Origin of the sequence: Pseudomonas sp. LJDD11, assembly GCF_024584215.1 — a bacterium.
GTDB lineage: Bacteria > Pseudomonadota > Gammaproteobacteria > Pseudomonadales > Pseudomonadaceae > Aquipseudomonas.
The window spans coordinates 4,370-26,123 of the sequence record NZ_JANJFL010000032.1 but is presented as its reverse complement, the minus strand read 5'-3'; the positions used below and the strand labels follow the sequence as shown (position 1 = coordinate 26,123).

The 21,754-nt window shown below is 60.9% G+C and carries 18 protein-coding genes and 1 pseudogene; 8 read left to right on the top strand and 11 right to left on the bottom strand.

Annotated features, from left to right (window positions below; genetic code table 11):
* Positions 1–32: 32 nt before the first annotated feature.
* Positions 33–1,481: a sodium:alanine symporter family protein gene (locus tag NRB16_RS25835; protein ID WP_045485532.1), complete on the top strand. Its 1,449-nt coding sequence runs from the start codon at positions 33–35 to the stop codon at positions 1,479–1,481.
* A 76-nt stretch (positions 1,482–1,557) separates the two neighbouring features.
* On the opposite strand, the gene NRB16_RS25830 is transcribed toward NRB16_RS25835, so the two are convergent.
* From NRB16_RS25830 to NRB16_RS25815, 4 genes are all read right to left on the bottom strand, one after another.
* Positions 1,558–2,391 carry a DUF2314 domain-containing protein gene (locus tag NRB16_RS25830; RefSeq protein ID WP_253117821.1) on the bottom strand — a complete coding sequence of 278 codons (834 nt, stop codon included), beginning with the start codon at positions 2,389–2,391 and terminating at the stop codon, positions 1,558–1,560.
* A 111-nt stretch (positions 2,392–2,502) separates the two neighbouring features.
* Positions 2,503–3,390: a bestrophin family protein gene (locus tag NRB16_RS25825; RefSeq protein WP_045485528.1), complete on the bottom strand. Its 888-nt coding sequence runs from the start codon at positions 3,388–3,390 to the stop codon at positions 2,503–2,505.
* 92 nt (positions 3,391–3,482) lie between these two features.
* The gene (locus NRB16_RS25820; RefSeq protein WP_045485526.1) at positions 3,483–4,694 is read right to left on the bottom strand and encodes a YeeE/YedE family protein; all 1,212 of its coding nucleotides are present in this window, start codon (positions 4,692–4,694) and stop codon (positions 3,483–3,485) included.
* Between the two features lie 42 nt (positions 4,695–4,736).
* Complete coding sequence (locus NRB16_RS25815) at positions 4,737–6,293, bottom strand: PLP-dependent aminotransferase family protein (protein WP_257107281.1); 1,557 nt, start codon at positions 6,291–6,293, stop codon at positions 4,737–4,739.
* A gap of 89 nt (positions 6,294–6,382) precedes the next feature.
* Here NRB16_RS25815 and NRB16_RS25810 point away from each other — a divergent pair, with 89 nt between their 5' ends.
* The 3 genes from NRB16_RS25810 to NRB16_RS25800 are packed head-to-tail and all read left to right on the top strand — an operon-like array spanning position 6,383 to position 8,158.
* Positions 6,383–7,006, top strand: a complete 624-nt coding sequence (locus NRB16_RS25810) for an FMN-binding negative transcriptional regulator (protein ID WP_045485523.1) — start codon at positions 6,383–6,385, stop codon at positions 7,004–7,006.
* Between the two features lie 10 nt (positions 7,007–7,016).
* Positions 7,017–7,463, top strand: a complete 447-nt coding sequence (locus tag NRB16_RS25805; RefSeq protein ID WP_045485521.1) for a GNAT family N-acetyltransferase — start codon at positions 7,017–7,019, stop codon at positions 7,461–7,463.
* 17 nt (positions 7,464–7,480) lie between these two features.
* The gene (locus NRB16_RS25800; protein ID WP_257107280.1) at positions 7,481–8,158 is read left to right on the top strand and encodes a GNAT family N-acetyltransferase; all 678 of its coding nucleotides are present in this window, start codon (positions 7,481–7,483) and stop codon (positions 8,156–8,158) included.
* Positions 8,159–8,167: 9 nt separating this feature from the next.
* Here NRB16_RS25800 and NRB16_RS25795 read toward each other — a convergent pair.
* From NRB16_RS25795 to NRB16_RS25780, 4 genes and pseudogenes are all read right to left on the bottom strand, one after another.
* A pseudogene (locus tag NRB16_RS25795) lies at positions 8,168–8,431 on the bottom strand (helix-turn-helix transcriptional regulator).
* A gap of 50 nt (positions 8,432–8,481) precedes the next feature.
* Positions 8,482–9,705 carry a transposase gene (locus NRB16_RS25790; protein ID WP_257107279.1) on the bottom strand — a complete coding sequence of 408 codons (1,224 nt, stop codon included), beginning with the start codon at positions 9,703–9,705 and terminating at the stop codon, positions 8,482–8,484.
* 328 nt (positions 9,706–10,033) lie between these two features.
* Positions 10,034–11,842 (bottom strand): sodium-extruding oxaloacetate decarboxylase subunit alpha, encoded by a 1,809-nt coding sequence (gene oadA, locus NRB16_RS25785; protein WP_045485514.1) that lies wholly within the window; start codon positions 11,840–11,842, stop codon positions 10,034–10,036.
* 11 nt (positions 11,843–11,853) lie between these two features.
* Positions 11,854–13,269, bottom strand: coding sequence for an acetyl-CoA carboxylase biotin carboxylase subunit (locus tag NRB16_RS25780; protein ID WP_045494075.1), 1,416 nt, complete (start codon positions 13,267–13,269; stop codon positions 11,854–11,856).
* 227 nt (positions 13,270–13,496) lie between these two features.
* Here NRB16_RS25780 and NRB16_RS25775 point away from each other — a divergent pair, with 227 nt between their 5' ends.
* Positions 13,497–14,447, top strand: a complete 951-nt coding sequence (locus NRB16_RS25775; RefSeq protein WP_306456531.1) for a LysR family transcriptional regulator — start codon at positions 13,497–13,499, stop codon at positions 14,445–14,447.
* On the opposite strand, the gene NRB16_RS25770 is transcribed toward NRB16_RS25775, so the two are convergent.
* On the bottom strand, positions 14,401–14,619 hold the full coding sequence (locus NRB16_RS25770) for a PA3496 family putative envelope integrity protein (RefSeq protein ID WP_084709911.1): 219 nt from the start codon (positions 14,617–14,619) through the stop codon (positions 14,401–14,403). The genes NRB16_RS25775 and NRB16_RS25770 overlap by 47 nt on opposite strands.
* Before the next feature lie 319 nt (positions 14,620–14,938).
* Here NRB16_RS25770 and NRB16_RS25765 point away from each other — a divergent pair, with 319 nt between their 5' ends.
* Complete coding sequence (locus tag NRB16_RS25765; RefSeq protein ID WP_257107278.1) at positions 14,939–15,241, top strand: hypothetical protein; 303 nt, start codon at positions 14,939–14,941, stop codon at positions 15,239–15,241.
* A gap of 87 nt (positions 15,242–15,328) precedes the next feature.
* Entirely contained in the window at positions 15,329–15,646 is a 318-nt protein-coding gene (locus tag NRB16_RS25760; RefSeq protein WP_253118144.1) for a hypothetical protein, read from the top strand.
* An 88-nt stretch (positions 15,647–15,734) separates the two neighbouring features.
* On the opposite strand, the gene hexR is transcribed toward NRB16_RS25760, so the two are convergent.
* Both hexR and NRB16_RS25750 read right to left on the bottom strand, forming a co-directional pair.
* The gene (gene hexR / locus NRB16_RS25755; protein WP_045485504.1) at positions 15,735–16,601 is read right to left on the bottom strand and encodes a transcriptional regulator HexR; all 867 of its coding nucleotides are present in this window, start codon (positions 16,599–16,601) and stop codon (positions 15,735–15,737) included.
* A 146-nt stretch (positions 16,602–16,747) separates the two neighbouring features.
* Positions 16,748–19,240 (bottom strand): bifunctional diguanylate cyclase/phosphodiesterase, encoded by a 2,493-nt coding sequence (locus NRB16_RS25750; protein WP_045485503.1) that lies wholly within the window; start codon positions 19,238–19,240, stop codon positions 16,748–16,750.
* A 248-nt stretch (positions 19,241–19,488) separates the two neighbouring features.
* Here NRB16_RS25750 and uvrD point away from each other — a divergent pair, with 248 nt between their 5' ends.
* Positions 19,489–21,672, top strand: a complete 2,184-nt coding sequence (gene uvrD / locus NRB16_RS25745) for a DNA helicase II (RefSeq protein WP_253142656.1) — start codon at positions 19,489–19,491, stop codon at positions 21,670–21,672.
* The last annotated feature ends 82 nt before the right edge of the window (positions 21,673–21,754 follow it).

Sequence of the window (21,754 nt, the reverse complement as noted above, 5' to 3'; positions counted from 1 at the left end):
GCGCCCCCTCAAAAACACGAGGCAATAATAAGATGCTGGATTTTTTCGTTCACATAGCTGACCAACTGTTGATCGTGTTGATCGTCGGTCTGGGCGGTTACTTCACCATCCGTTCGCGCTTTGTACAGTTTCGTCATTTCACCCATATGTTCGCGGTGTTCCGTGACAGCCTGCGCAGCAGCTCCGGCCAACTGAGTTCATTTCAGGCGCTGATGCTCAGCCTGGCCGGTCGTGTCGGCGCAGGCAACATTGCCGGCGTCGGCCTGGCCGTCACCCTCGGTGGTCCAGGTGCGGTGTTCTGGATGTGGGTCACCTCGCTGGTCGGCATGGCCAGCAGCTTCATCGAATGTACCCTGGCCCAGACTTACAAGCGCAAGGACTCCGAGGGCCAGTACCGTGGCGGCCCTTCGTTCTACATCCAGTACGGCCTGGGCAAGCGCTGGCTGGGCATGATCATGGCAGTCCTGCTGCTGGTCACCTTCGGCTTCGCCTTCAACGGCCTGCAATCGCACGCAGTGACCAGTTCGCTGAACAACGCCTTCGGCTTCGACAGAGCCACCGCCGGCATCTGTCTGGCGATCCTGCTGGGTCTGGGTTTCATCGGCGGCATCAAGCGCATCGCGGCCATCTCTGACCTGCTGGTGCCGGTCAAGACCCTGATCTACATCGCCGTCACCCTGTACGTCATTGGTCTGCAGATCGAGCACGTGCCCGGCATGCTGCTGACCATCGTCAAGAGCGCCTTTGGCCTGGACCCAGTGTTCGGCGGCCTGATCGGCAGCGCCATCGTCATGGGCGTCAAGCGTGGTGTATTCGCCAACGAAGCGGGCCTGGGCAGCGCACCAAACGTTGCCGCTGTGGCACAGGTCGAGCATCCGGCTTCCCAGGGTGTGGTCCAGGCGTTCAGCGTGTTCCTCGACACCTTTGCCATCTGCACCTGCACCGCGTTGCTGATCCTGCTGTCGGGTATCTACGATGTGGGCTACAGCGGCGACGGTATTGTGCTGGCGCAGAACTCGCTGGCCGCAGTGGTCGGTGACTGGGGGCGGGTCTTCATCAGCGTGGCGCTGGCCCTGTTCGTATTCACCTCGATTCTCTACAACTACTATCTGGGTGAAAACAGCCTGCGCTTTCTGGTCGGCGAGAAGCTGTCGGCCATCGTCGGCTATCGTGTATTCGTGCTGGCGTTGATCCTCTGGGGCTCGACAGTGGACCTCAAGACCGTGTTCGCCTTCGCCGACATCACCATGACCCTGCTGGCGTTCGTTAACCTGCTGGCTCTGGCCCTGCTGTTCAAAGTCGCCATGCGGATCCTGCGCGACTACGACGACCAGCGTGCCGCCGGCATCAAGACCCCGGTGTTCGACTCCAGCAAATTCCCTGATCTGGATCTGGACCGTAACGCCTGGCCGGCCAACCCGACCCAGCAACCGCAGGTCAAAGCGGGCGAGAACGCTGAAAGCGTGCCCAGCGCACGCTAATTAAAGCGCCCCAATGAAAAGGGCCATCGCGTACCGACCCACAGTCCGGTGCGTGATGGCCCTTTTTTTGTGTGCATCAGATGCTTGCCGGGCTGCGCGCCTCCAGCAGTTCGACGATCCGTGGCCATCCGGCCATTCTCGCCAGCGTCAGCGGCGTGCGTCCGTTGCTGTCGCGTACCTGAGGGTCGGCACCGTGGCGCAGCAAAGCCTCTACAAAACCGTAATTGCCCGCCAGGGTTTCGCGGTGCAGGTATTGCTGGCCATTATCGTCGGTCTGCGCAATCAGCGTCGGGTCCTCAGCCAGGTTCTGTTCGATGTTGTCCTGCACGTTGACAGCCATTGGATGTTCGGCGCGCTCCAGTTCAGCCAGTGCGGCGCGGTCTGCTGCGCTGTCGAGGTCGCGAGAAAAGCGCAGCAGTGGCTGATCGATGCCGGTCATGACCAGTTCGACGCTGCCCGGCTCACCGAAGTCCAGCCCCCAGGCTTCGTCGTGCCCGGCCCGTTCGTCAGGCTCCATGTCACTGCGTAGTGCATCGACGGTGAAGGCACCGAACACTCGCCCGCCACAGACATACATCCAGTCATTGAGGTCTGTCAGCGGCGCCGCGACCAGATCCCCGGCATTCAGTGAGGTGACCCAGTGCGGCTCGTTCATCAGCTCGCCCCGCAGGGTCAGCCCGTCGAACAGCACGTCAGTCACCCACATATTCTCCACCGAGGGGGATGAGGCATCGAGGGGCTCAACCGGGAAAGAAATTTTCACCGCCGCCAGGTCCAGGCCCGGCACCACCCGGCGGCGCTCCCAGGAAAGCTCGCGGTACATGAACTTGAATGTGGCCTGGGCCGCCGCGACGGCACGCTGGAACTCGCTGTTTTCGCCTTCGACGGTGTAGATGGGATTTTGCGTCATGCGTCAGATCACTCCTGTCATCGCGCTGGCGTTGCCAAAGCCCATCAGATCAGGACAACGCCCTGGCGTTCAGCGCTCAACGAAGAATAAACCCATTGTGTGACGAGCCGCTCAGCGCACCCTGCGCTCGAACTCGGTCACCCGCAGCATCGAGTCCAGATTACGCTCGATGTTTTCACACAGTGCCTTCATCTGAATCTCATGCTCACTGGTACGGAACGGGCTTTGCAGGTCGGTGCCGATCTTCTCGATGGCCAGCAGCATGAACCCCACCACCGTCGAAGCCAGCGGCGTGAACCAGCCCAGGGTTTCCACCAGACCGATCGGCACGATCAGGCAAAACAGGGTGATGAACAGCCGTGGAAAGGCCACGTAAGGGTAAGGCAACGGCGTATTGGCGATCCGCTCCATGCCGCCCTGACAGTTGGAGATATCCACCAGAGTCGATTCGATACGCGCCAGGCGAATGCTGTCCAGACGCCCGGCCTCATACTCCTTGGCGATCATCAGTGCCGAAACGTTGAGCAGGTCATTGGGGAAATTGTTGGTTTCATGCCGGCGTTCGAACTCGTCGGCACCGATCAGCGCCTGGATCTCAGCGCCACAACTCTCGCCTTTGAGGTGCGCCGACAGGCATTTCACATAGGCGACATGACGGCGCAGCAACACCGCCTTGATCGGATTGGTTTCACCCTCATCCTCGACCAGGGTCAGCACCTGGCGGGCAAAACTGCGCGAGTTATTGACCAGCGCGCCCCACAGGGTGCGGGCCTCCCACCACCGGTTGTAGGCACTGGAATTGCGAAAGCTGGTCAGCACCACCAGCGCCGAACCCAGCAGCGTCAGCGGCATGGCCGGCATCGAGTATTTGTAGTCGAGAAACAGCATGAAATCGACCGTGACGATCACGTCCCAGATCAGCAACCAGAACAGTGACCAACCTACATAGCCGAAGGTTTTGCCCAGGAACCTGAGCTTGGAAATGATGGTTTTCTGCACCGAGCCACCTCGTCAGTGAAAGAGGTGGCAGTCGAACCACCCCGCAGGGCTTTGAATGCCTTTGCTGCAGATGGTTCGACGACTGTTACGATTCAGCAGCCGCTCAGGCCGGCCTTGGGCTGCTCAGCGGCGAAGAAAATCGGCCGCAGGCCAACCCCGACGCAGTTGCCCAGATAAGCCGCCACCAGCCACAGCCAGCCATGCACACTGCCCGAGGCGATGCCGCTGAAGTACGCGCCGATATTGCAGCCGTAGGCCAGCCGCGAACCGTAGCCCAACAGCAAGCCACCGATCACCGCCGCCACCAGCGAACGGGTCGGGATATCCAGATTCGGCGCGAAACGCCCGGCCAGGCCGGCCGCCAACAGGGCGCCGATCATGATGCCGATGTCCATCACACTGGTGATGTCCTGCCAGACCGGGGCAGCCAGCGCCTTGGCATTACCAGCGCTCTGCCAGAACGGCCAGGTGCTGACATCCAGCCCCGCCGCCATGGAAATCTTCGCCCCCCACAAGGCGAACGCCGAGGTAATGCCCCACGGCCGCCCGGCCAGGGCCAGCGTCGCGTAGTTCAGCAGCGCCAGCGCCACTGCGCCCCAGACCAGCACCCACGGACCACGCAGCAGCCGACGCCAGCCGCGATGCGCGCTGCTGACCGGCGCTTCAAGCTGGCCATGACGGCGCTTTTCCAGGCGCACCGTGACCCAGGCAATCAAACCGAAAATAGCCAGATTCAGCAGCAGTGCCGGCAGCCAGCCGAAGCTCTTGACCATCGAGGTGGCCGGCAGCGACGGCAAAGCGAACCACCAGTGCACGTGGTGGGTCGCGATCAGCGAGCCGAGAATGAAGAACACCAGGGTCACCAGCATCCGCGCATTGCCGCCACCTGCGGTAAACAAAGTACCGGAGGCGCAGCCGCCACCCAGTTGCATGCCGATACCGAAAATAAACGCCCCGACGATCACTGAAACCCCGGCGGGCGCCACCAGGCCATTGACCGGCTGGCCGAACAGCGATCCGCTGGCCAGGGTCGGGAAAAACAGCACCACGGCGATGGCCAGCATGACCATCTGCGCACGCAGGCCCGCGCCACGGCGCTCCAGAATGAACACCCGCCAGGCCGAGGTGAAACCAAAAGCGGCGTGGTACAGGGTCACGCCCAATGCTGCGCCAAGCAACAACAGCAGAACCTGGCGCATGCCGACGCTGAGCAGCAAAAACTGCGTACCCATCAGCAACAGAAACAGCGCAGCCAACGGTGCACCGAGCCGGCGCTGGGGCATGGCTGATAGCGAATTACTCATGATGTATCCCAAGCCTGCAAGAAAGACCGCCGAGTATAACGGTTACTGACAACCCCAGGCCCGCCGCAAACGCCCCAGCGCAGCGGCGATCTCTGCTTCGGCCACGGCAGCAAACCCCAGCACCAGCCCGGCCCGCAGGTCCGGCGGCGCGCTGTCGTCCGCCAGCCAATAGTCACTCAGGGCGTTGATTTCCACCCCGACCGCTTCAGCCTGGGCAATCAGTTGCTGCTCACGCGCCAGGCTGTCGACCCGTACCGCCACATGCAGACCGGCGACGGCTTTAGGCATCGCCTCACAGCCAGGCAATGCCTGCGGCCAGCCGCTCAGCAACGCATCACGGCGGTTCAACGCGGCGCGCCGCATGCGCCGGATATGCCGTTGAAAGTGCCCTTGGGCGATGAATTGCGCCATGACGACCTGGGTCGCCACGTCAGAATGGCGCACGTCCAGCGCCCGCCGCTGGCTGAATGGCACGACCAGACCGGGCGGCAGCACCAGATACCCCAGACGCAACGCCGGAAAGGCAACCTTGCCGAAGGTGCCGACGTATAGCACCCGTCCTTGAGCATCCAGTGCCGCCAACGGTGCCAGCGGCGCGCCGCTGTAGCGGTACTCGCCATCGTAGTCATCCTCGACAATCCAGCCGCCATGTTTGTGTGCCCAGTCGAGCAGTTGCAGGCGCCGCGCCAGGCTCATCACGACCCCGGTCGGGTATTGATGCGACGGCGTCACATAAGCCAACTTGCAACCGGTGGCCTGCAATCGCGCGCAGCACATGCCCTCGTTATCGACCGGCATACCCTGCAAACGCGCCCCGGCGATCGCGAACGCGTGCCCTGCCGCCCGATACCCGGGGTTTTCCACAGCCACGGCGTCCCCGGCATTCAGAAGCAATTGTGCACAAAGGCTGATTGCCTGCTGCGCGCCACTGGTGATCACAATTTGCTCAGGGGTACAAGACAAACCGCGAGAAGTTCGCAGATAAACCGCAATCAGCTCACGTAAACGCCAATCCCCGGCCGGGTCGCCATAACCGAGCTGCTGCAAGTCAGGCTTGCGCCAGAAAGCCGCGTGGAGCTTGCTCCAGGTGGCAAACGGAAACAGATCGAACGCCGGGATACCGACCCGAAAAGCCCGCGGCGGTCCACCCTTGGGCGCGGGTAAGTGATGCCTCTCCAGGATCTGTAGCGCATCACTGTGGATAACTTTCGAGAGTTCAAGATGGGTCGATTTTGACGATTTTGTGGATAAACCAGTGGATAAGCTTGTTGACAACCCTGTGGACAGTATTGTGGAAAACTCTGCGGGCGAGGTTTTTTTGAGCGCAATGCGCGACAAGTTGGCGACATAGGTTCCGTCGCCCACCCGGGCCTCGGTAAAGCCTTCGGCATACAGCTGGTCGAAGGCGCGCATCACGCTATTGCGCGAGATCTCCAGCACGGCGGCCAGGTCCCGGCTGGCGGGCAGCCGGGTACCACTGGCCAGACGCCCATCCAGAATACGCTCGCGCAGTGCCTGGTAGAGCTGACGACTCAGCCCCTTGCGCCGGTCCAGAGCAAAACCGGCTGGGTCGAAGGGAAACAGCGGTGCGTCGGTCATTGAATTGGCCCTATCAAATGGCTCAGTAATGGCTCTTACAAAGAGCCATTAGCCTGCCTAGGATGAGTCCATTCGCCAAGGGGAATCTCATGTACACACCCACTGCCTTCCGCGACAACGACCTGCACAGCCAATGGCAACAGATCGAACGCTGCCGCCTGGCCTTGCTGGTCACTCAGGGTGAATCCGGCTTGCAGGCCACTCACCTGCCGCTGCTGCTACGTCGTGACGAAGGACCTCACGGCACGCTGTACGGCCACCTGGCCAAAGGCAATCCGCAGTGGCGTGAGCTGTCCGGCAGCGCTGAAGTGCTGGTGGTCTTTCCCGGCGAGGACGCCTACATCAGCCCCTCGTTCTACCCCAGCAAGGCCGAACACGGCAAAGCAGTGCCGACCTGGAACTACCTGGCCGTTCATGCTTACGGCAGGCCGCGCCTGATCACTGAAGCGGCGCCCTTGCGCGCGCTCCTCGGTGCCCTGACTGAGCGGCATGAAAGCGGCCGCAACCAGCCATGGTCCATCGCTGACGCGCCGGCCGAATACATCGACAAGATGCTCACCGCCATTGCCGGTTTCGCCTTGCCCATCGAGCGCCTGCAAGGCAAACGCAAACTCAGCCAGAACCGCGACGCCCGCGATATCGCCGGGGTCCGCGAGGGCCTGGCCGCCAGTCCTGACCCACAGGATCAACGTATTGCTCAATTGATGAGCTGAAGGAGACGCCATGACCGCTGTACAGATCCGCCCGGTAAACGCTGCCGACCATGCCGCCTGGCTGGGCTTGTGGCTGGCCTACCTGCGCTTCTACGAAACCGAACTGGCCAATGAAGTCAGCGCGACAACCTGGCAACGCCTGCTCGACCCGGCACAACCCTGCCATAGCGCATTGGCCTGGCAAGGCAATGAGGCGGTGGGTATGGTCAACTTCATCTACCATCGTTCCAACTGGAGCATCGAAGACGCCTGCTACCTGCAAGATTTGTTCGTCGATCCACAGCAACGCGGCGGCGGCGTGGGCCGGCAATTGATCGAATACGTTTACGCCAGCGCCACACAACACGGCAGTCGCAAGGTGCACTGGCTGACCCACGAAACCAACAGCACCGCCATCGGGCTCTATGAGCAAGTGGCCGAGCGCGGTGGCTTCATTCAATTTCGCAAGACTTTCTAAGCACAGGATCGCTGCCCATGTCCGACGTACAGCTGAACTGGCAAGCCGCACGCCTGCCCACCTCCCAGGCGCTGGAAGGACGTTTCATCCGCCTGGAAAAACTCGACCCGGCACGCCATGGCGACGACCTGTGGCTGGCGCTGGAGGGTCCGGGCGCCGATGCAAAACTCTGGGACTACCTGCCGTACGGCCCCTTCCAGGCACGCAGCGACTTCGATAGCTGGCTGGCCGGCCACGCCGCCAGCAGCGACCCGTGGTTCTATAGCGTGGTGGACAAAACCACCGGCAAGGTCGAAGGGATTCTCAGCCTGATGTCCATCGTCCCGGCCCAGGGCCGCATCGAGATCGGCCACGTCACCTTCGGCGCGCCCATGCAGCGCACCCCCAAAAGCACTGAAGCCATCTACCTGCTGGCCAAAGAGTCTTTCGCCCTGGGCAATCGCCGCCTGGAGTGGAAGTGCAACGCCAACAACGCCCGCTCCATGCGCGCGGCAGATCGCTTTGGCTTCAGCTTCGAAGGCATCTTCCGCCAGCACATGGTGGTCAAGGGCGTTAACCGCGACACCGCCTGGTACTCGATCATCGACAGCGAATGGCCGCCCCTGCAGCGGGCGTTCGAACAGTGGCTGGCAGAGGATAACTTTACCGGCGGGCAGCAGATCAAAAGCCTGCAAGCGTGCCGCCAGGCTATCTGACTCGGGCGCCTACAACTTCCGGGGCCGTCGCACCACGCCCATCTGCAAACCGAAGGGGCGGAACACGGCATTGAGGGACTTCATGGTCGGGTTGCCCTCGCCCTGCTCGATCTGGATCAGGGTGCGCACCGAGATTTTGCACATCCGCGCATATTGGGTCTGAAGCATCCCGGCCCCTTCCACACGCAGGCGTTTTACCGCCTAGCCAATCTGCAAGGTGCCGTCGGCAATGCCTTGCTGCACGTTTTCGATCAGCAGTGCGCGAATATCCATGGAAAGCTTGACATCCTCCCCGGCCTGAAGGCCGGAGATTCCTACGGCGCTCAGGCGCGGCATCGAGCCGCCCCTGAGTCGCTTCGGTGGGTTCCTGCTGCTGGCGCCATGACCTCTGCGCTCACTTCACAGGCTAACCGGGCGTGTCCCGCCCTTAGTACATTGATCGCCCCGACCACATCGGCGTTGCCTTCAAAACCACATCCCACGCACCTGAACAGCGCCTGCGTCTGGCGGTTGGCCGCCGACACATGGCCGCAACACGGGCACCTGCGGCTGGTATTTTGCGGCGGCACGGCAATCAGCCAGCCGCCGCGCCACGCCAGCTTGTAGTCCAGTTGGCGGCGGAACTCGAACCAGCCCTGATCGAGGATGGACCTGTTCAGGCCAGACTTGGCCCGAACGTTTCTTCCCGGTGCCTCGGCCGTGCCTGCCGCCGACCTGGACATATTCCGTACCTGCAAGTCCTCGATACACACCATCGCGTGGTTTTGGCTGATCGTGGTGGAGCACTTGTGCAGGTAGTCGCGGCGGGCATTGCCGATGCGCGAGTGAATGCGCTGGACGCGGGCTTTCGCCTTGTTCCAGTTGCGGCTGAATCTGACCTTGCGGCTCATCGCCTGCTGCGCTTTGCACAGCGCGGTCTCATGGCGTTTGAAGCTGTTGAGGGGTGCGTAGAACGAACCATCCGAAAGCGTGGCGAACCGGGCAATGCCCATGTCGATGCCGACTGCCGCCCCCTGTGCCGTGGGCTGCTCATCGACCTCGCGTTCGGTCTGGATGCTCACGAACCACTTGCCACACGACTGGCTCACGGTGATGTTCTTCACCGTGCCAGGCACCTCGCGGCTGTTGCGGTAGCGCAGCCAGCCCAGCTTTGGCAGAAACAGGCGGCTGTTGGGCTGGTCGAGCTTGATCTGTTTCGGGTCGGGATAGCGGAAACTGTCGCGCTGCCCCTTCTTCTTGAACCGGGGAAAGTCGGCTCGCTTGGCGAAGAAGTTGGTGTAGGCCCGCTCCAGATCCTTGAGGCTCTGTTGCAACGGGTGAACAGGCGCATCGGCCAGCCATGCGGTTTGCGGGCTATGGCGCCATTCGGTCAGCAACTTGCACAGGCCCGCATAGCCGAGCTTCTTCTCGCCTTGCTCGTGACGTTCCTTCTGCAACGCCAGCGCCTTGTTGAAGACGAAGCGACAGGAGCCGGCAAAGCGGCGCATTTGCCGCTCCTGCTGGCCGTCTGGCATGAGTTCGTACTTGAAGGCTTGAAGTCGTTGCATGCTGCTCTTGAGCCATGAGCAATGAAGACGACATTAGGCGCGGACGGCACGGTGTTTTCAAGGTGCATGCCCATGGGGTCTTTGTAACGAAAGATCGCTGTAGAGGGGCATACTGTGTCGCCGTATTACTGCGCATCATCCTGTGGCGGTGCATCCATCGAACAGCAGCAGACACCCCACGGCAACCAGGGACGGCTACGCCGTCCGCGCTATCCTTCCCCGCCCTGAACGGCGGGGCTTGTCGCGCGACCGATGGTCAATGGCGGGCAAAAAAAAGGGGAGCATACGCTCCCCAAATGAGGTTAACCGTTGTAACTGTGAGGAGCGGTCAGCCTTCGATCTCGACCAGGATTTCGCCCGGATTGACGCGGTCGCCCTTGGCCACATGGATGGCCACGACCTTGCCGGCAATCGGTGCCTGGACTTCGGTTTCCATTTTCATCGCTTCGGTGATCAATACGGCTTGGCCGACCTTGACGGTGTCGCCCTCCTTGACCAATACATCGACGATGTTGCCCGGCATGGCGGTGCTGACGTGGCCTGGCGCACTGGCCTGGCCGCGCTTGCTGGCGCCGCCGCTGACGAACTCGTTGAGCGGCTCGAACACCACTTCTTCCGGCATGCCGTCGATAGACAGGTAGAAGTGGCGTTTGCCTTCAGCCTTGACCCCGACCCCGGTGATATCGACCCGGTAAGTCTCGCCGTGGACGTCGATGACGAACTCGGTCGGTACACCCTCGCCGCCTGCACGGGCCACGCCGCCGGCTTCGGGGATCGGTAGCAGCACTTCTGGAGTCAGGGTGCCCGCTGCGCGCTCTTCGAGGAACTTGCGACCAATGTCCGGGAACATCGCGAAAGTCAGCACGTCCTCTTCGGACTTGGCCAGAGCGCCAATATCGGTGCGCAGTTTGGCCATTTCCGGCTTGAGCAGGTCGGCCGGGCGCACATCAATCAGCTCTTCGCTGCCGATGGCCTGACGGCGCAGCTTGTCGTCCACCTCACCCGGCGCTTTGCCGTAGCCGCCTTGCAGGTAAAGCTTCACCTCGTTGGTGATGGTTTTGTAGCGCTCGCCGGCCAGCACGTTGAAGAACGCCTGGGTACCCACAATCTGCGAGGTCGGGGTCACCAGCGGCGGGTAGCCGAGGTCCTTGCGTACCCGTGGAATCTCGGCCAGTACCTCGCTCATGCGGCTCAGGGCACCCTGCTCCTTGAGCTGGTTGGCGAGGTTGGAAATCATCCCGCCCGGCACCTGGTTGACCTGCACACGGGTATCGACAGCGGTGAATTCGCTTTCGAACTGGTGGTATTTCTTGCGCACTGCGTAGAAGTACAGGCCGATTTCCTGCAGCAGTTCCAGATCCAGGCCGGTATCGAACTCAGTGCCCTTGAGCGCAGCGACCATCGACTCGGTGCCCGGATGGCTGGTGCCCCAGGCGAAGCTGGAGATCGCGGTGTCGATGTGATCGGCGCCGTTTTCGACGGCCTTGAGCTGGCACATGGCAGCCAGGCCGGCAGTGTCGTGGGAGTGGATGAACACCGGCAGCGACAGCTCGGACTTCAGCGCCCGGACCAGCTCACCGGTGGCGAATGGTGTCAGCAGGCCGGCCATGTCTTTGATGGCGATCGAGTCGCAACCCATGGCTTCCATCTGCTTGGCCTGGACCACGAACGCATCGATGGTATGCACTGGGCTGGTGGTGTAGGCAATGGTGCCCTGGGCGTGCTTGCCGGCGGCCTTGACCGCTTCGATGGCCACGCGCAGGTTACGCACGTCGTTCATGGCGTCGAAAATACGGAACACGTCGATGCCGTTGACCGCTGCCTTGGCAACAAACGCCTTGACCACATCGTCGCTGTAGTGGCGGTAGCCCAGCAGGTTCTGACCGCGCAGCAGCATCTGCAGACGAGTGTTGGGCAATGCCGCGCGCAGCTGGCGCAGGCGCTCCCATGGGTCTTCCTTGAGAAAGCGCACACAGGCGTCGAAAGTCGCGCCGCCCCAGACTTCCAGCGACCAGTAACCGACCTTGTCGAGCTTGTCGCAGATCGGCAGCATGTCCTCGGTGCGCATGCGGGTGGCCAGCAGCGACTGGTGAGCGTCACGCAGGATGGTGTCGGTGACGAAAATCTTCTTACTCATTGTTGTATTCCTCACAGGCCGGCGTGGGCAGCGATGGCGGCGGCGATGGCCAGGGCCAGCTCTTCAGGTTTGCGCTTGATCGAGTAATTGGTCAGTTCAGGATGGGCTTCAACGAAGCTGGTGTTGAACTGCCCGGTACGAAACTCCGGATTGCGCAGGATTTCCTGGTAATAGGCAGCGGTGGTCTTCACACCCTGCAAGCGCATGTCATCCAGCGCCCGCAGGCCGCGGTCCATGGCCTCTTCCCAGGTCAGCGCCCAGACGATCAGCTTCAGGCACATCGAGTCGTAGTACGGCGGAATGGTGTAGCCGGTATAGATCGCCGTGTCGGTACGCACGCCAGGGCCACCGGGCGCGTAGTAACGGGTGATCTTGCCGAAGCTGGGCAGAAAGCCGTTTTTCGGATCTTCGGCGTTGATCCGGAACTGCAGGGCAAAACCGCGGTGGATAATGTCTTCCTGCTTGATCGACAGCGGCAGGCCCGAAGCAATGCGGATCTGCTCACGAACAATATCGATGCCGGTGATTTCTTCGGTGATGGTGTGCTCCACCTGCACCCGGGTGTTCATCTCCATGAAGTACACCTCGCCCTCGGCGAGCAGGAACTCCACAGTACCGGCATTCTCGTAGCCCACCGCCTTGGCCGCACGCACCGACAGGTCACCGATATAGGCACGCTGCTCGGGGGTCAGTTGCGGGCTGGGGGCGATCTCGATCAGTTTCTGGTTGCGGCGCTGAATCGAACAATCACGCTCGAACAGGTGCACGACATTGCCAAAGCTGTCACCGAGAATCTGCGCCTCGATGTGCTTGGGGTTGACGATGCATTTTTCCAGGAACACTTCTGCCGAACCAAACGCCTTGGTGGCTTCGGAAATCACCCGAGGGAATGCCTGCTCCAGCTCTTCGCGGCTGTTGCAACGGCGGATGCCGCGCCCGCCGCCGCCGGAGGTGGCCTTGAGCATCACCGGATAGCCAATGCGGTCACCTTCGGTCAGCGCCTCGGCGATATCAGCCACGTTGCCTTCGGTGCCGGGAGTCACCGGCACGCCGGCCTTGATCATGCTGCGTCGCGCTTCGGTCTTGTCGCCCATGCGGCGGATGACTTCGGCCGCCGGGCCGATAAACTTTATCCCGCGTTCGGCGCAGATATCCGCCAGTTCGGCGTTTTCCGACAGAAAACCATAACCGGGGTGCAACGCATCGCAACCGGTCTCTACCGCCAGGTTGACCAGCTTGCGCGGGTTCAGATACCCGGCCAGCGGCTCTTCGCCAATGCTATAGGCTTCGTCGGCACGCTTTACATGCAGCGCATGACGGTCAGCATCCGAATAGATCGCAACCGAGCGAATGCCCATCTCGGCGCAGGCGCGCACGATGCGCACGGCAATCTCTCCGCGGTTGGCGATCAGGATTTTCTTGATCACTGGCTTTTCCTCGACCATTGATTCAGACCTTCCGGGTATCCCGGTCGGCACTGGACTGCCCGTGAACCCGGACAGTCGTCGCTTTATTTTTGTAACAGCTCATGTGACTCGTCGACGCCAAGACACCCTAAGCCGGATCAGCGATAAACAAAAATCAGTAAAAATTGGGTGAAGCATAAGCAAAAGCTTATAGTCAGTGTCTAAAGCCTGAACCGGATGCCAAAAAAATGCGTAACTCATTGATGCGTATGACATTGCGTCAATTACGAATTTTCAACGAAGTGTGCGACCTGCGCTCCTACAGCCGGGCGGCAGAAGAAATGTCGCTCACTCAACCTGCTGTCAGCCTGCAGATTCGCCAGCTTGAAGAGCTGGTCGGCCAACCGCTGTTCGAGTACGTGGGCAAAAAGCTATACCTGACCGAAGCCGCCGACGCCCTGCGCCAGGCCAGTCGCGATATTTTTGGGCGTCTCGAAAGCCTGGACATGCAATTATCGGACATGCAGGGCTCGCTTCAGGGCCAGTTGAAGCTGGCCATCGAATCCAGCTGCAAATACTTCGTGCCGCACCTGTTCGCCGCCTTCAAGCGCCAATACCCGGAAGTCAGCCTGGCACTGGCAGTGGTCAACCGCGCTCAGGTGATCCGGCGTTTGTCAGATAACCGTGATGACCTGGTGATCATGTCGATGGTGCCCCAAGACATGGACCTGGAGTTCCTGCCCTTTCTCAACAACCCGATTGTCGCGGTGGCGCCTGCCGGTCATCCGCTGTGCGAGCAGGCGCAGCTGAGCCTGAAAGATCTGGAGCCATGGCCGCTGCTGATTCGTGAAAGCGGCTCGGGCACGCGCAAAGCCTGCGAGGAATACTTCAAGGAAAAGCGTGTGCACTTCACCCAGACCCTGGAAGTGTCCTCCAGTGAAGCGCAGCGCGAGTGCGTGGTCGCAGGTCTCGGGCTGGCGATGCTGACTCGCCATGCGCTGAGCGCCGAACTGGCCAGCGGCACACTCAAGGAGCTGCCGGTGGCCGAGTTGCCGCTGTATCGCAGTTGGTGCGTGGTTCAGGCCCGGGACAAGCGGCTGTCGCCGGTGGCGCATGCCTTCCTGGGCTTTATCCGCACCGAGCGAGCGCAGATCAGCCGGCTGGCCGAGCGCTTCGACGATCAGAAGACGCGAGGCTGACTTGCCAAAGCTGGTCAGGAACGTCGTCGATATAGTCGCCAAGACTCTGGGTCAGGCGACGTTCTTCGGAGTAGGTTTCGATTGCACGGCGAAACGCCATGCGCCGCTGATCTTCTTGCTGACGGCGGGTTTTTACGGCGCTGTTCTGAATATCATCGTAATGCCGAGCCATTTTCTGTCTCCCAGTACGTTATGCGGGAGCTTCAGAGTGGCTTGCAGCGATGACGATACCTTGGCAAAGGCATGACAGGTTGATGAAATTTCTGGCCGCCGTTACAGACGCTCTGCCACCTTTAAACCAATAGCAAAATATACTTATCTCGCTATCAAACTATTACCCCCCCGAACAACCAGAAAAAACAACTAACAACCGAAAGCCCAACATATATATATACCGCAACCCCGCGGTTCAATTCCCGGATAGTGAATTTACAGGGCGAATAAAGCTTTATGACACCCTGCTGACAATCACAAATAAGGGAATATTAAAGATGAGCATTCAGACCAAAAACTGGAATATCGAATTCGACAAAACACCTGATGCTGAAGGCCTCAGGGTTTCAGGTATCGTTAGCGTTCCTTACGATGCCAGGCTGGAGGCCGCTCCAGATCAAGCATCCTCCGCGCTACGACTTAATATCATCCTGCCCGTTGAATACAACTCAACTGCTACCCCCTTGGTCGACAAACCGGTGTCTTACTTTGAGCCAGGCCCCATGAAATACAACGACGTGCTCATCTTTCATGGAGAGGAACTAATCCTCAAGAGCACCGACCTTCTGATGCTGTGCTAGGCAATCCTCGGTCCAAACCAGCCTCGATCTTCATGCCCTTCGGCGATGATCTCTTCGCTAAAAAATGTCCACCCAAGGAAGACTCAAATGACGATTCAAACCAAAAACTGGAATATCCGGTTCGACAAAACAGCGGCCACCAACAAGCGTGAGGTCAAGGTGTCAGCGATGGTCACTGTGCCGAGCGCTGCCTATGAGCCGGTACTGATCCAGGCAGCAGATCGTTCACCCACCCACCTTCAACTGGACCTGCAGTTGACCGGCGAGCCCGTCTTTGGCGACACCACTGCGCTCGACAAACCCGTGAGTTTCTCGGTGTTCGACCTGATCAGCTACCAAAGCGTGTCTGTCTACCATAGAGGCGAGGTCATCCTGAGCATCAGCGGTATTCAGCCGGCAGCCTGATTTAACCCGCCAGCGTGATTTGCCAGCGATCCTTGTGTTCGCTGGCGCTCGCCATGCCCGGAACACACCAGCCCAGGAAAAACGCGGATCAGTCGTCGTGATTCTTGATCGACTTGGGCGACAGCCGCAGGCTGCGCAAGCTGCGCTTGACGCTCTTGAGGTGATTGACCAGGCTTGGGCCGCGGGCCATGGCCACGCCCATGGCCAACACATCAATGACCACCAGGTGCGCAATGCGCGAGGTCAGTGGCGTGTAAATCTCGGTGTCTTCATGCACATCGATCGCCAGGTTGATGGTCGACAGCTCGGCCAGCGGGGTCTGGCTGGGGCACAGGGTGATCAGCGTGGCGCCACTTTCGCGAACCATGTTGGCGCTGATCAGCAGGTCCTTGGAGCGCCCCGACTGAGAAATGCACACCGCTACATCACCGGGTTTGAGCGTCACCGCCGACATGGCCTGCATGTGCGGGTCGGAGTAGGCCGCAGCATTGAGCAGCAAGCGGAAGAACTTGTGCTGGGCATCAGCCGCCACCGCGCCGGAAGCGCCGAAACCGTAGAATTCGACCCGATTGGCGCCAGCCATGGCGGTCACCGCCAGCTGCACAGCCTGGGAATCAAGACTCTCACGCACTTCCATCAGGGTGTGCAGGGTCGTGTCGAAAATCTTCAGGCTGTAGTCGGCGACCGAGTCGTTTTCATTGATCGCGAACTGACCGAAACTGGCACCCGCCGCCAGGCTTTGCGCGAGCTTGAGCTTCAGGTCCTGAAAGCCGGTGCAGCCAATGGCGCGACAGAAGCGCACGATGGTCGGCTCACTGATACCCACGCTGTGCGCGAGATCGGCCATGGAGCTGTGCATCACGGCCGCAGGATCAAGCAGCACATGATCGGCGACTTTGAGTTCCGACTTGCGCAGCAGGTTGCGGGACTGGGTGATGTGTTGCAGCAGATTCACAGGAAAGACTCGATCAGAAGGTGCGGTGGCAGGTGTGTAGCTGGCTTGTAGTTATACTACATGAGCCGCCAGACGCCCAGCTAAAGGGCACACCCAAGCAAACATCAGAGCGTGCAAGGCGATAACTGCCCTGCCCCGAACGTCATTCAGACCGTACCCTGCAGCTTTTCTGCCAGCACCTGCGCTTCTACCGGCCTGCTGATCAGATAGCCCTGCACTTCGTTGCAGCCCTGCTGCTTGAGAAACTCAAGCTGGGTTTGCTCTTCGACCCCTTCGGCCACTACTTTCAGGCCCAGACTGTGGGCCATGGCGATGATCGCCTGAATGATCGCCGCATCACCGGAGCCTTCGTCCAGACCACGAATGAAGGTCTGGTCGATCTTCACGTAGTCCACCGGGAAGCGCTTGAGGTAGCTCAGCGACGAATAACCGGTGCCGAAATCATCGATCGCCAGCTTCACCCCCAGGCCGCGCAGCTGCTGGAAGGTGGCGATGATGTATTCCACGCTGTCGAGCAACTGGCTCTCGGTCAGTTCCAACTCCAGGCGGTGCGGGTCCAGCCCGGTTTCTTCGAGCACCTGACGCACCAGACTGACCAGCTTGCCCTGGCGCAACTGATACACCGACAGGTTGACCGACACCCGGATCGGCTCCAGCCCCATACGCTCCCACTCACAGGCTTGCCGGCAGGCCTGGCGCAGCACGAACTCGCCAATCGCACCGATCAGCCCGGTTTCTTCGGCAAGGCCGATGAATTCGCCGGGCGGCACCATGCCGCGCTCCGGATGCAGCCAGCGCACCAGCGCCTCAGCGGCATCCAGGCGTCCGCTGCTCAGGCACAATCTGGGCTGGTAAAAGACCCGCAACTGCTGCTCTTCGATGGCTTTGCGCAGCTGGATTTCCATTTGCAGGCGTTCCAGCGTGCTGGCCTGCAAACTCTCGGTGAAGAACTGGAAGTTATTGCCGCCCAGATGCTTGGCATGCTTCATGGCCATATTGGCCTGATTGACCAAAGCGCTGACATCACGCGCCGAATCCGACAGCAGGCTGATACCTACCGAGGCACTGATTACCAGCTCGTGGCCGGCCACCAGTACCGGCGCATGCAGTTTGTTGAGCATCCGGGTAGTGACCCGCGCCAGGCTGGAGAGGTTGGCATAGGTATCGAACAACACGGCAAACTCATCGCCAGACAGCCGCGCAATGGTGTCGGCTTCCGGCAAGGCGCTGCTCAGCCGCCGGGCGATGTGCTGCAGCAACTGGTCGGCCACTTCATGACCCAGGCTGTCGTTAAGCAGCTTGAAGCGGTCCAGATCGATGTGCAGCAAGGCCAGACTGCGCGAGCCCTGGCGTACTCGCTGGCAAGCCTGGTTGAGGCGTTCTTTAAATAGCGAGCGATTCGCCAGACCGGTCAGTTCGTCGAAGTGCGCCAGGTAGCGCAGACGCTCTTCGGATTCACGCTTGAATGACAGGTCGGTAAAGAAGCCGACAATGTGACTGGCCGTTCCCGCAGCATCACGCACCAGGCTCAACTGCAACCATTGCGGGTACAGTTCGCCGTTCTTGCGCGCTTCTACCAACTCGCCCTGCCAATGGCCGGTTTCTTCCAGCGCCTGATGAATGGCCGGGAAGTAGCGCCGGGCATCGCGGCTGCTGGCGATATCGGTGACCTTACGGCCGACCAGGTCTTCCTGGCTGTAACCCGAAACCCGGCTGAATGCCTGGTTGATGGTCAGAATCCGGTACTCGGGGTCGAAGATGACAATGCCTTCGTTGGCCGAGGCAAATACCGTCGCCGCCAGGGGCGGCGGGCTCTTGCTCAACGCCTGGCGAGCCTGCTCCAGCTCCCGGGTGCGCTGTTCGACACGATTCTGCAGACCGGCCTGAGCCTTGCGCAAACTGCGCTCGGCCTGGCGGCGTTGTTCGATTTCTCTGGCCAGCTCTTCATTGAGCTGTTCGCTGCGGCTCTGAGCCTGCTGCAAATGCTCGATCAGCGCCTGATTCTGAAAGCGCTGGATCAGGCTGCGCCGGACCAGACGATTGATCTGCACCACCACCACGATCAGCGCCAGCAACACCACCAGCCCCAGCCAGCCCCAGCCACGATTGGGCACATCTGTGCCCCAGAACAGGTAGATGATCGGCGGCAGCAGGCAAGACAGGCTGAACGTGAAGAACGCCGAAAGGCTCACTGCATAAGCGACACTGGCCGACAGGGTCGCCACGCCGATCATGCCGAACACCCAGGCTTGCTGTTCGAAATTGTCCACCGGCACCAGCAGCATCGCCGCGCAAGCCAGGGTCAGGCCGCTGACCAGCGCGCCGAGCAAAAACCGGTGCCGCCAGGCTGGCAGCGCCTGACGCTCGGGCGCTGCGGCATGAAACGCGGTGACCTGCACGATGCGCAAGCCGACCAGAGCCACCAGCCAGACCAGCCAGATACCCACCTGCCAGTCGCGCTGCGGGCTCCATAACAGCCAGGCGCAGATCAGGCCATTGATGAACATACACAGCGTGGGCAGCAGCGAGCCTTGATAGAGCAACCGGGTGCGCTCGACCTCAAGGTGCGGGGCAAACTGCTGGCGGATGTCCCGACGACGCGTGCCAAAGGGATCGTGCGGACTGAAGCGGAGAGTCATGGCGTCATTCTTGTTGATATTAGGGTGCCTTGAGCGTGTGCGGAGCATACACAAGCACTCGGCAAGTCCAAACAGCCTGAGTGTAGAAAAATTATCGCCTTATTTCTCTGACAACCTTGAGCCAGACAGGTTGCGGCCTTGATACCGGCGCTGCGCCAGCGCGCAATCGTTTGCTGACCCAGACTTTTTATATCCATGGGTGCACGCATGGTTTGCCCGGCATCAATGCAAACCCTAGAATGTCGCCCATGCATGATGACCTCTCCCTTTTGCTCAATTCCCTCAACGACGCCCAGCGCCAGGCAGTAGCCGCGCCCATGGGTCGTCAGTTGGTCCTGGCTGGCGCTGGCTCAGGCAAAACCCGCGTCCTGGTGCACCGTATCGCCTGGCTGATGCAGGTCGAGCAGGCCTCGACGCACTCGATCCTGTCGGTGACCTTCACCAACAAGGCCGCCGCCGAGATGCGTCACCGTATCGAGCAACTGATGGGCATCAGCCCGGCCGGTATGTGGGTCGGCACCTTCCACGGCCTGGCCCATCGCCTGCTGCGCGCGCACTGGCAGGAAGCCGGCCTGGTCCAGACCTTCCAGATTCTCGACAGCGACGACCAGCAGCGCCTGGTCAAGCGGGTAATCCGTGAGCTGGGGCTGGATGAGCAGAAATGGCCGGCCCGCCAGGCTCAATGGTTCATCAACGGCCAGAAGGACGAAGGCCTGCGCCCGCAACACATTCAGGCCAGTGGCGATCTGTTCCTGATGACCATGCGCAGCATCTATGAGGCCTACGAGGTCGCCTGCCAGCGCGCCGGGGTCATCGACTTCTCCGAACTGCTGCTGCGTGCCCTGGACCTGTGGCGTGACCATCCCGGCCTGCTGGAACACTATCAGCGCCGTTTCCGGCATGTGCTGGTCGACGAGTTCCAGGACACCAACGCCGTGCAGTACGCCTGGTTGCGCTTGCTGGCCAAGGGCGGCGACAGCCTGATGGTGGTCGGCGACGACGACCAGTCGATCTACGGCTGGCGCGGCGCACGCATCGAGAACATCCAGCAGTATTCTTCAGACTTCCCCGACGCAGAAGTCATCCGCCTGGAGCAGAACTACCGCTCCACCGCCAGCATTCTCAAGGCGGCCAACGGTCTGATCGTCAATAACAGTGGCCGCTTGGGCAAAGAGCTGTGGACCGACGGCGGCGATGGCGAACTGATCAGCCTGTATGCGGCCTTCAACGAACACGACGAAGCACGCTATGTGGTCGAGACCATCGAGAGCGCGCTCAAGAGCGGTCTGTCACGTAGCGATATCGCTATCCTGTATCGCTCCAACGCCCAGTCCCGGGTGCTTGAAGAAGCGCTGCTGCGCGAACGAATTCCGTACCGTATCTATGGCGGCCAGCGCTTCTTCGAACGCGCCGAAATCAAAAACGCCATGGCCTACCTGCGCTTGCTCGAAGGCCGTGGCAACGATGCTGCGCTGGAGCGGGTCATCAATGTGCCGGCCCGCGGCATCGGCGAGAAGACTGTCGAGGCCATCCGCGAACATGCCCGGCACAGCAGCGTCTCCATGTGGGAAGCCATGTGCCTGCTGGTGGCCAACAAGGGCCTGACCGGCCGCGCTGCCAGCGCCCTCAACGGTTTTGTCGAGCTGATCGACAACCTGGCCGCCAAGGTCATGGACATGCCGCTGCACCTGATGACCCAGACCGTCATCGAGCAATCGGGGCTGATCGACTACCATCTGCAGGAAAAGGGCGAAAAAGGCCAGGCCAGGGTAGAAAACCTTGAGGAACTGGTCAGCGCCGCCCGCGCTTTCGAAAACAGCGAAAACGAAGAAGACCTGTCGCCGCTGGCGGCCTTCCTCAGCCACGCCTCGCTGGAAGCCGGCGACGCCCAGGCCGATGAGCACGAAGACAGCATTCAGTTGATGACCCTGCACAGCGCCAAAGGCCTGGAATTCCCCCACGTGTTCCTGGTGGGCATGGAAGAAGGCCTGTTTCCGCACAAGATGAGCCTCGAAGAGCCGGGGCGCCTGGAAGAAGAGCGGCGCCTGGCCTATGTCGGTATCACCCGGGCCATGCAGCAACTGGTCATGACCTACGCCGAAACCCGCCGCCTGTATGGCAGTGAGACCTACAACAAGGTGTCGCGTTTCGTACGCGAGATCCCGACCGGGCTGATCCAGGAAGTGCGCCTGTCCAACAGCGTCAGCCGGCCGTTCGGCGGCACCCCAAAGGTCAACAACAGCAGCCTGTTCAGCGGTACCGGCATCCCGGAAACCCAGTTCAGCCTGGGCCAGCAGGTCAAACATGCAGTGTTTGGTGAAGGCGTGATCCTCAACTTCGAAGGCGCCGGCGCCCAGGCCCGGGTGCAGGTCAACTTCGCCGAAGGCAGCAAGTGGCTGATGATGGGCTACGCCAAGCTCGAAGCGATTTGACACGCCCCCCGTAGGGGCAGCGTTAGCCGCGGAGCCTTCGCGGCTTAAGCCGCTCCTACCGGTTGGGGGGGCTTTAGGGCCG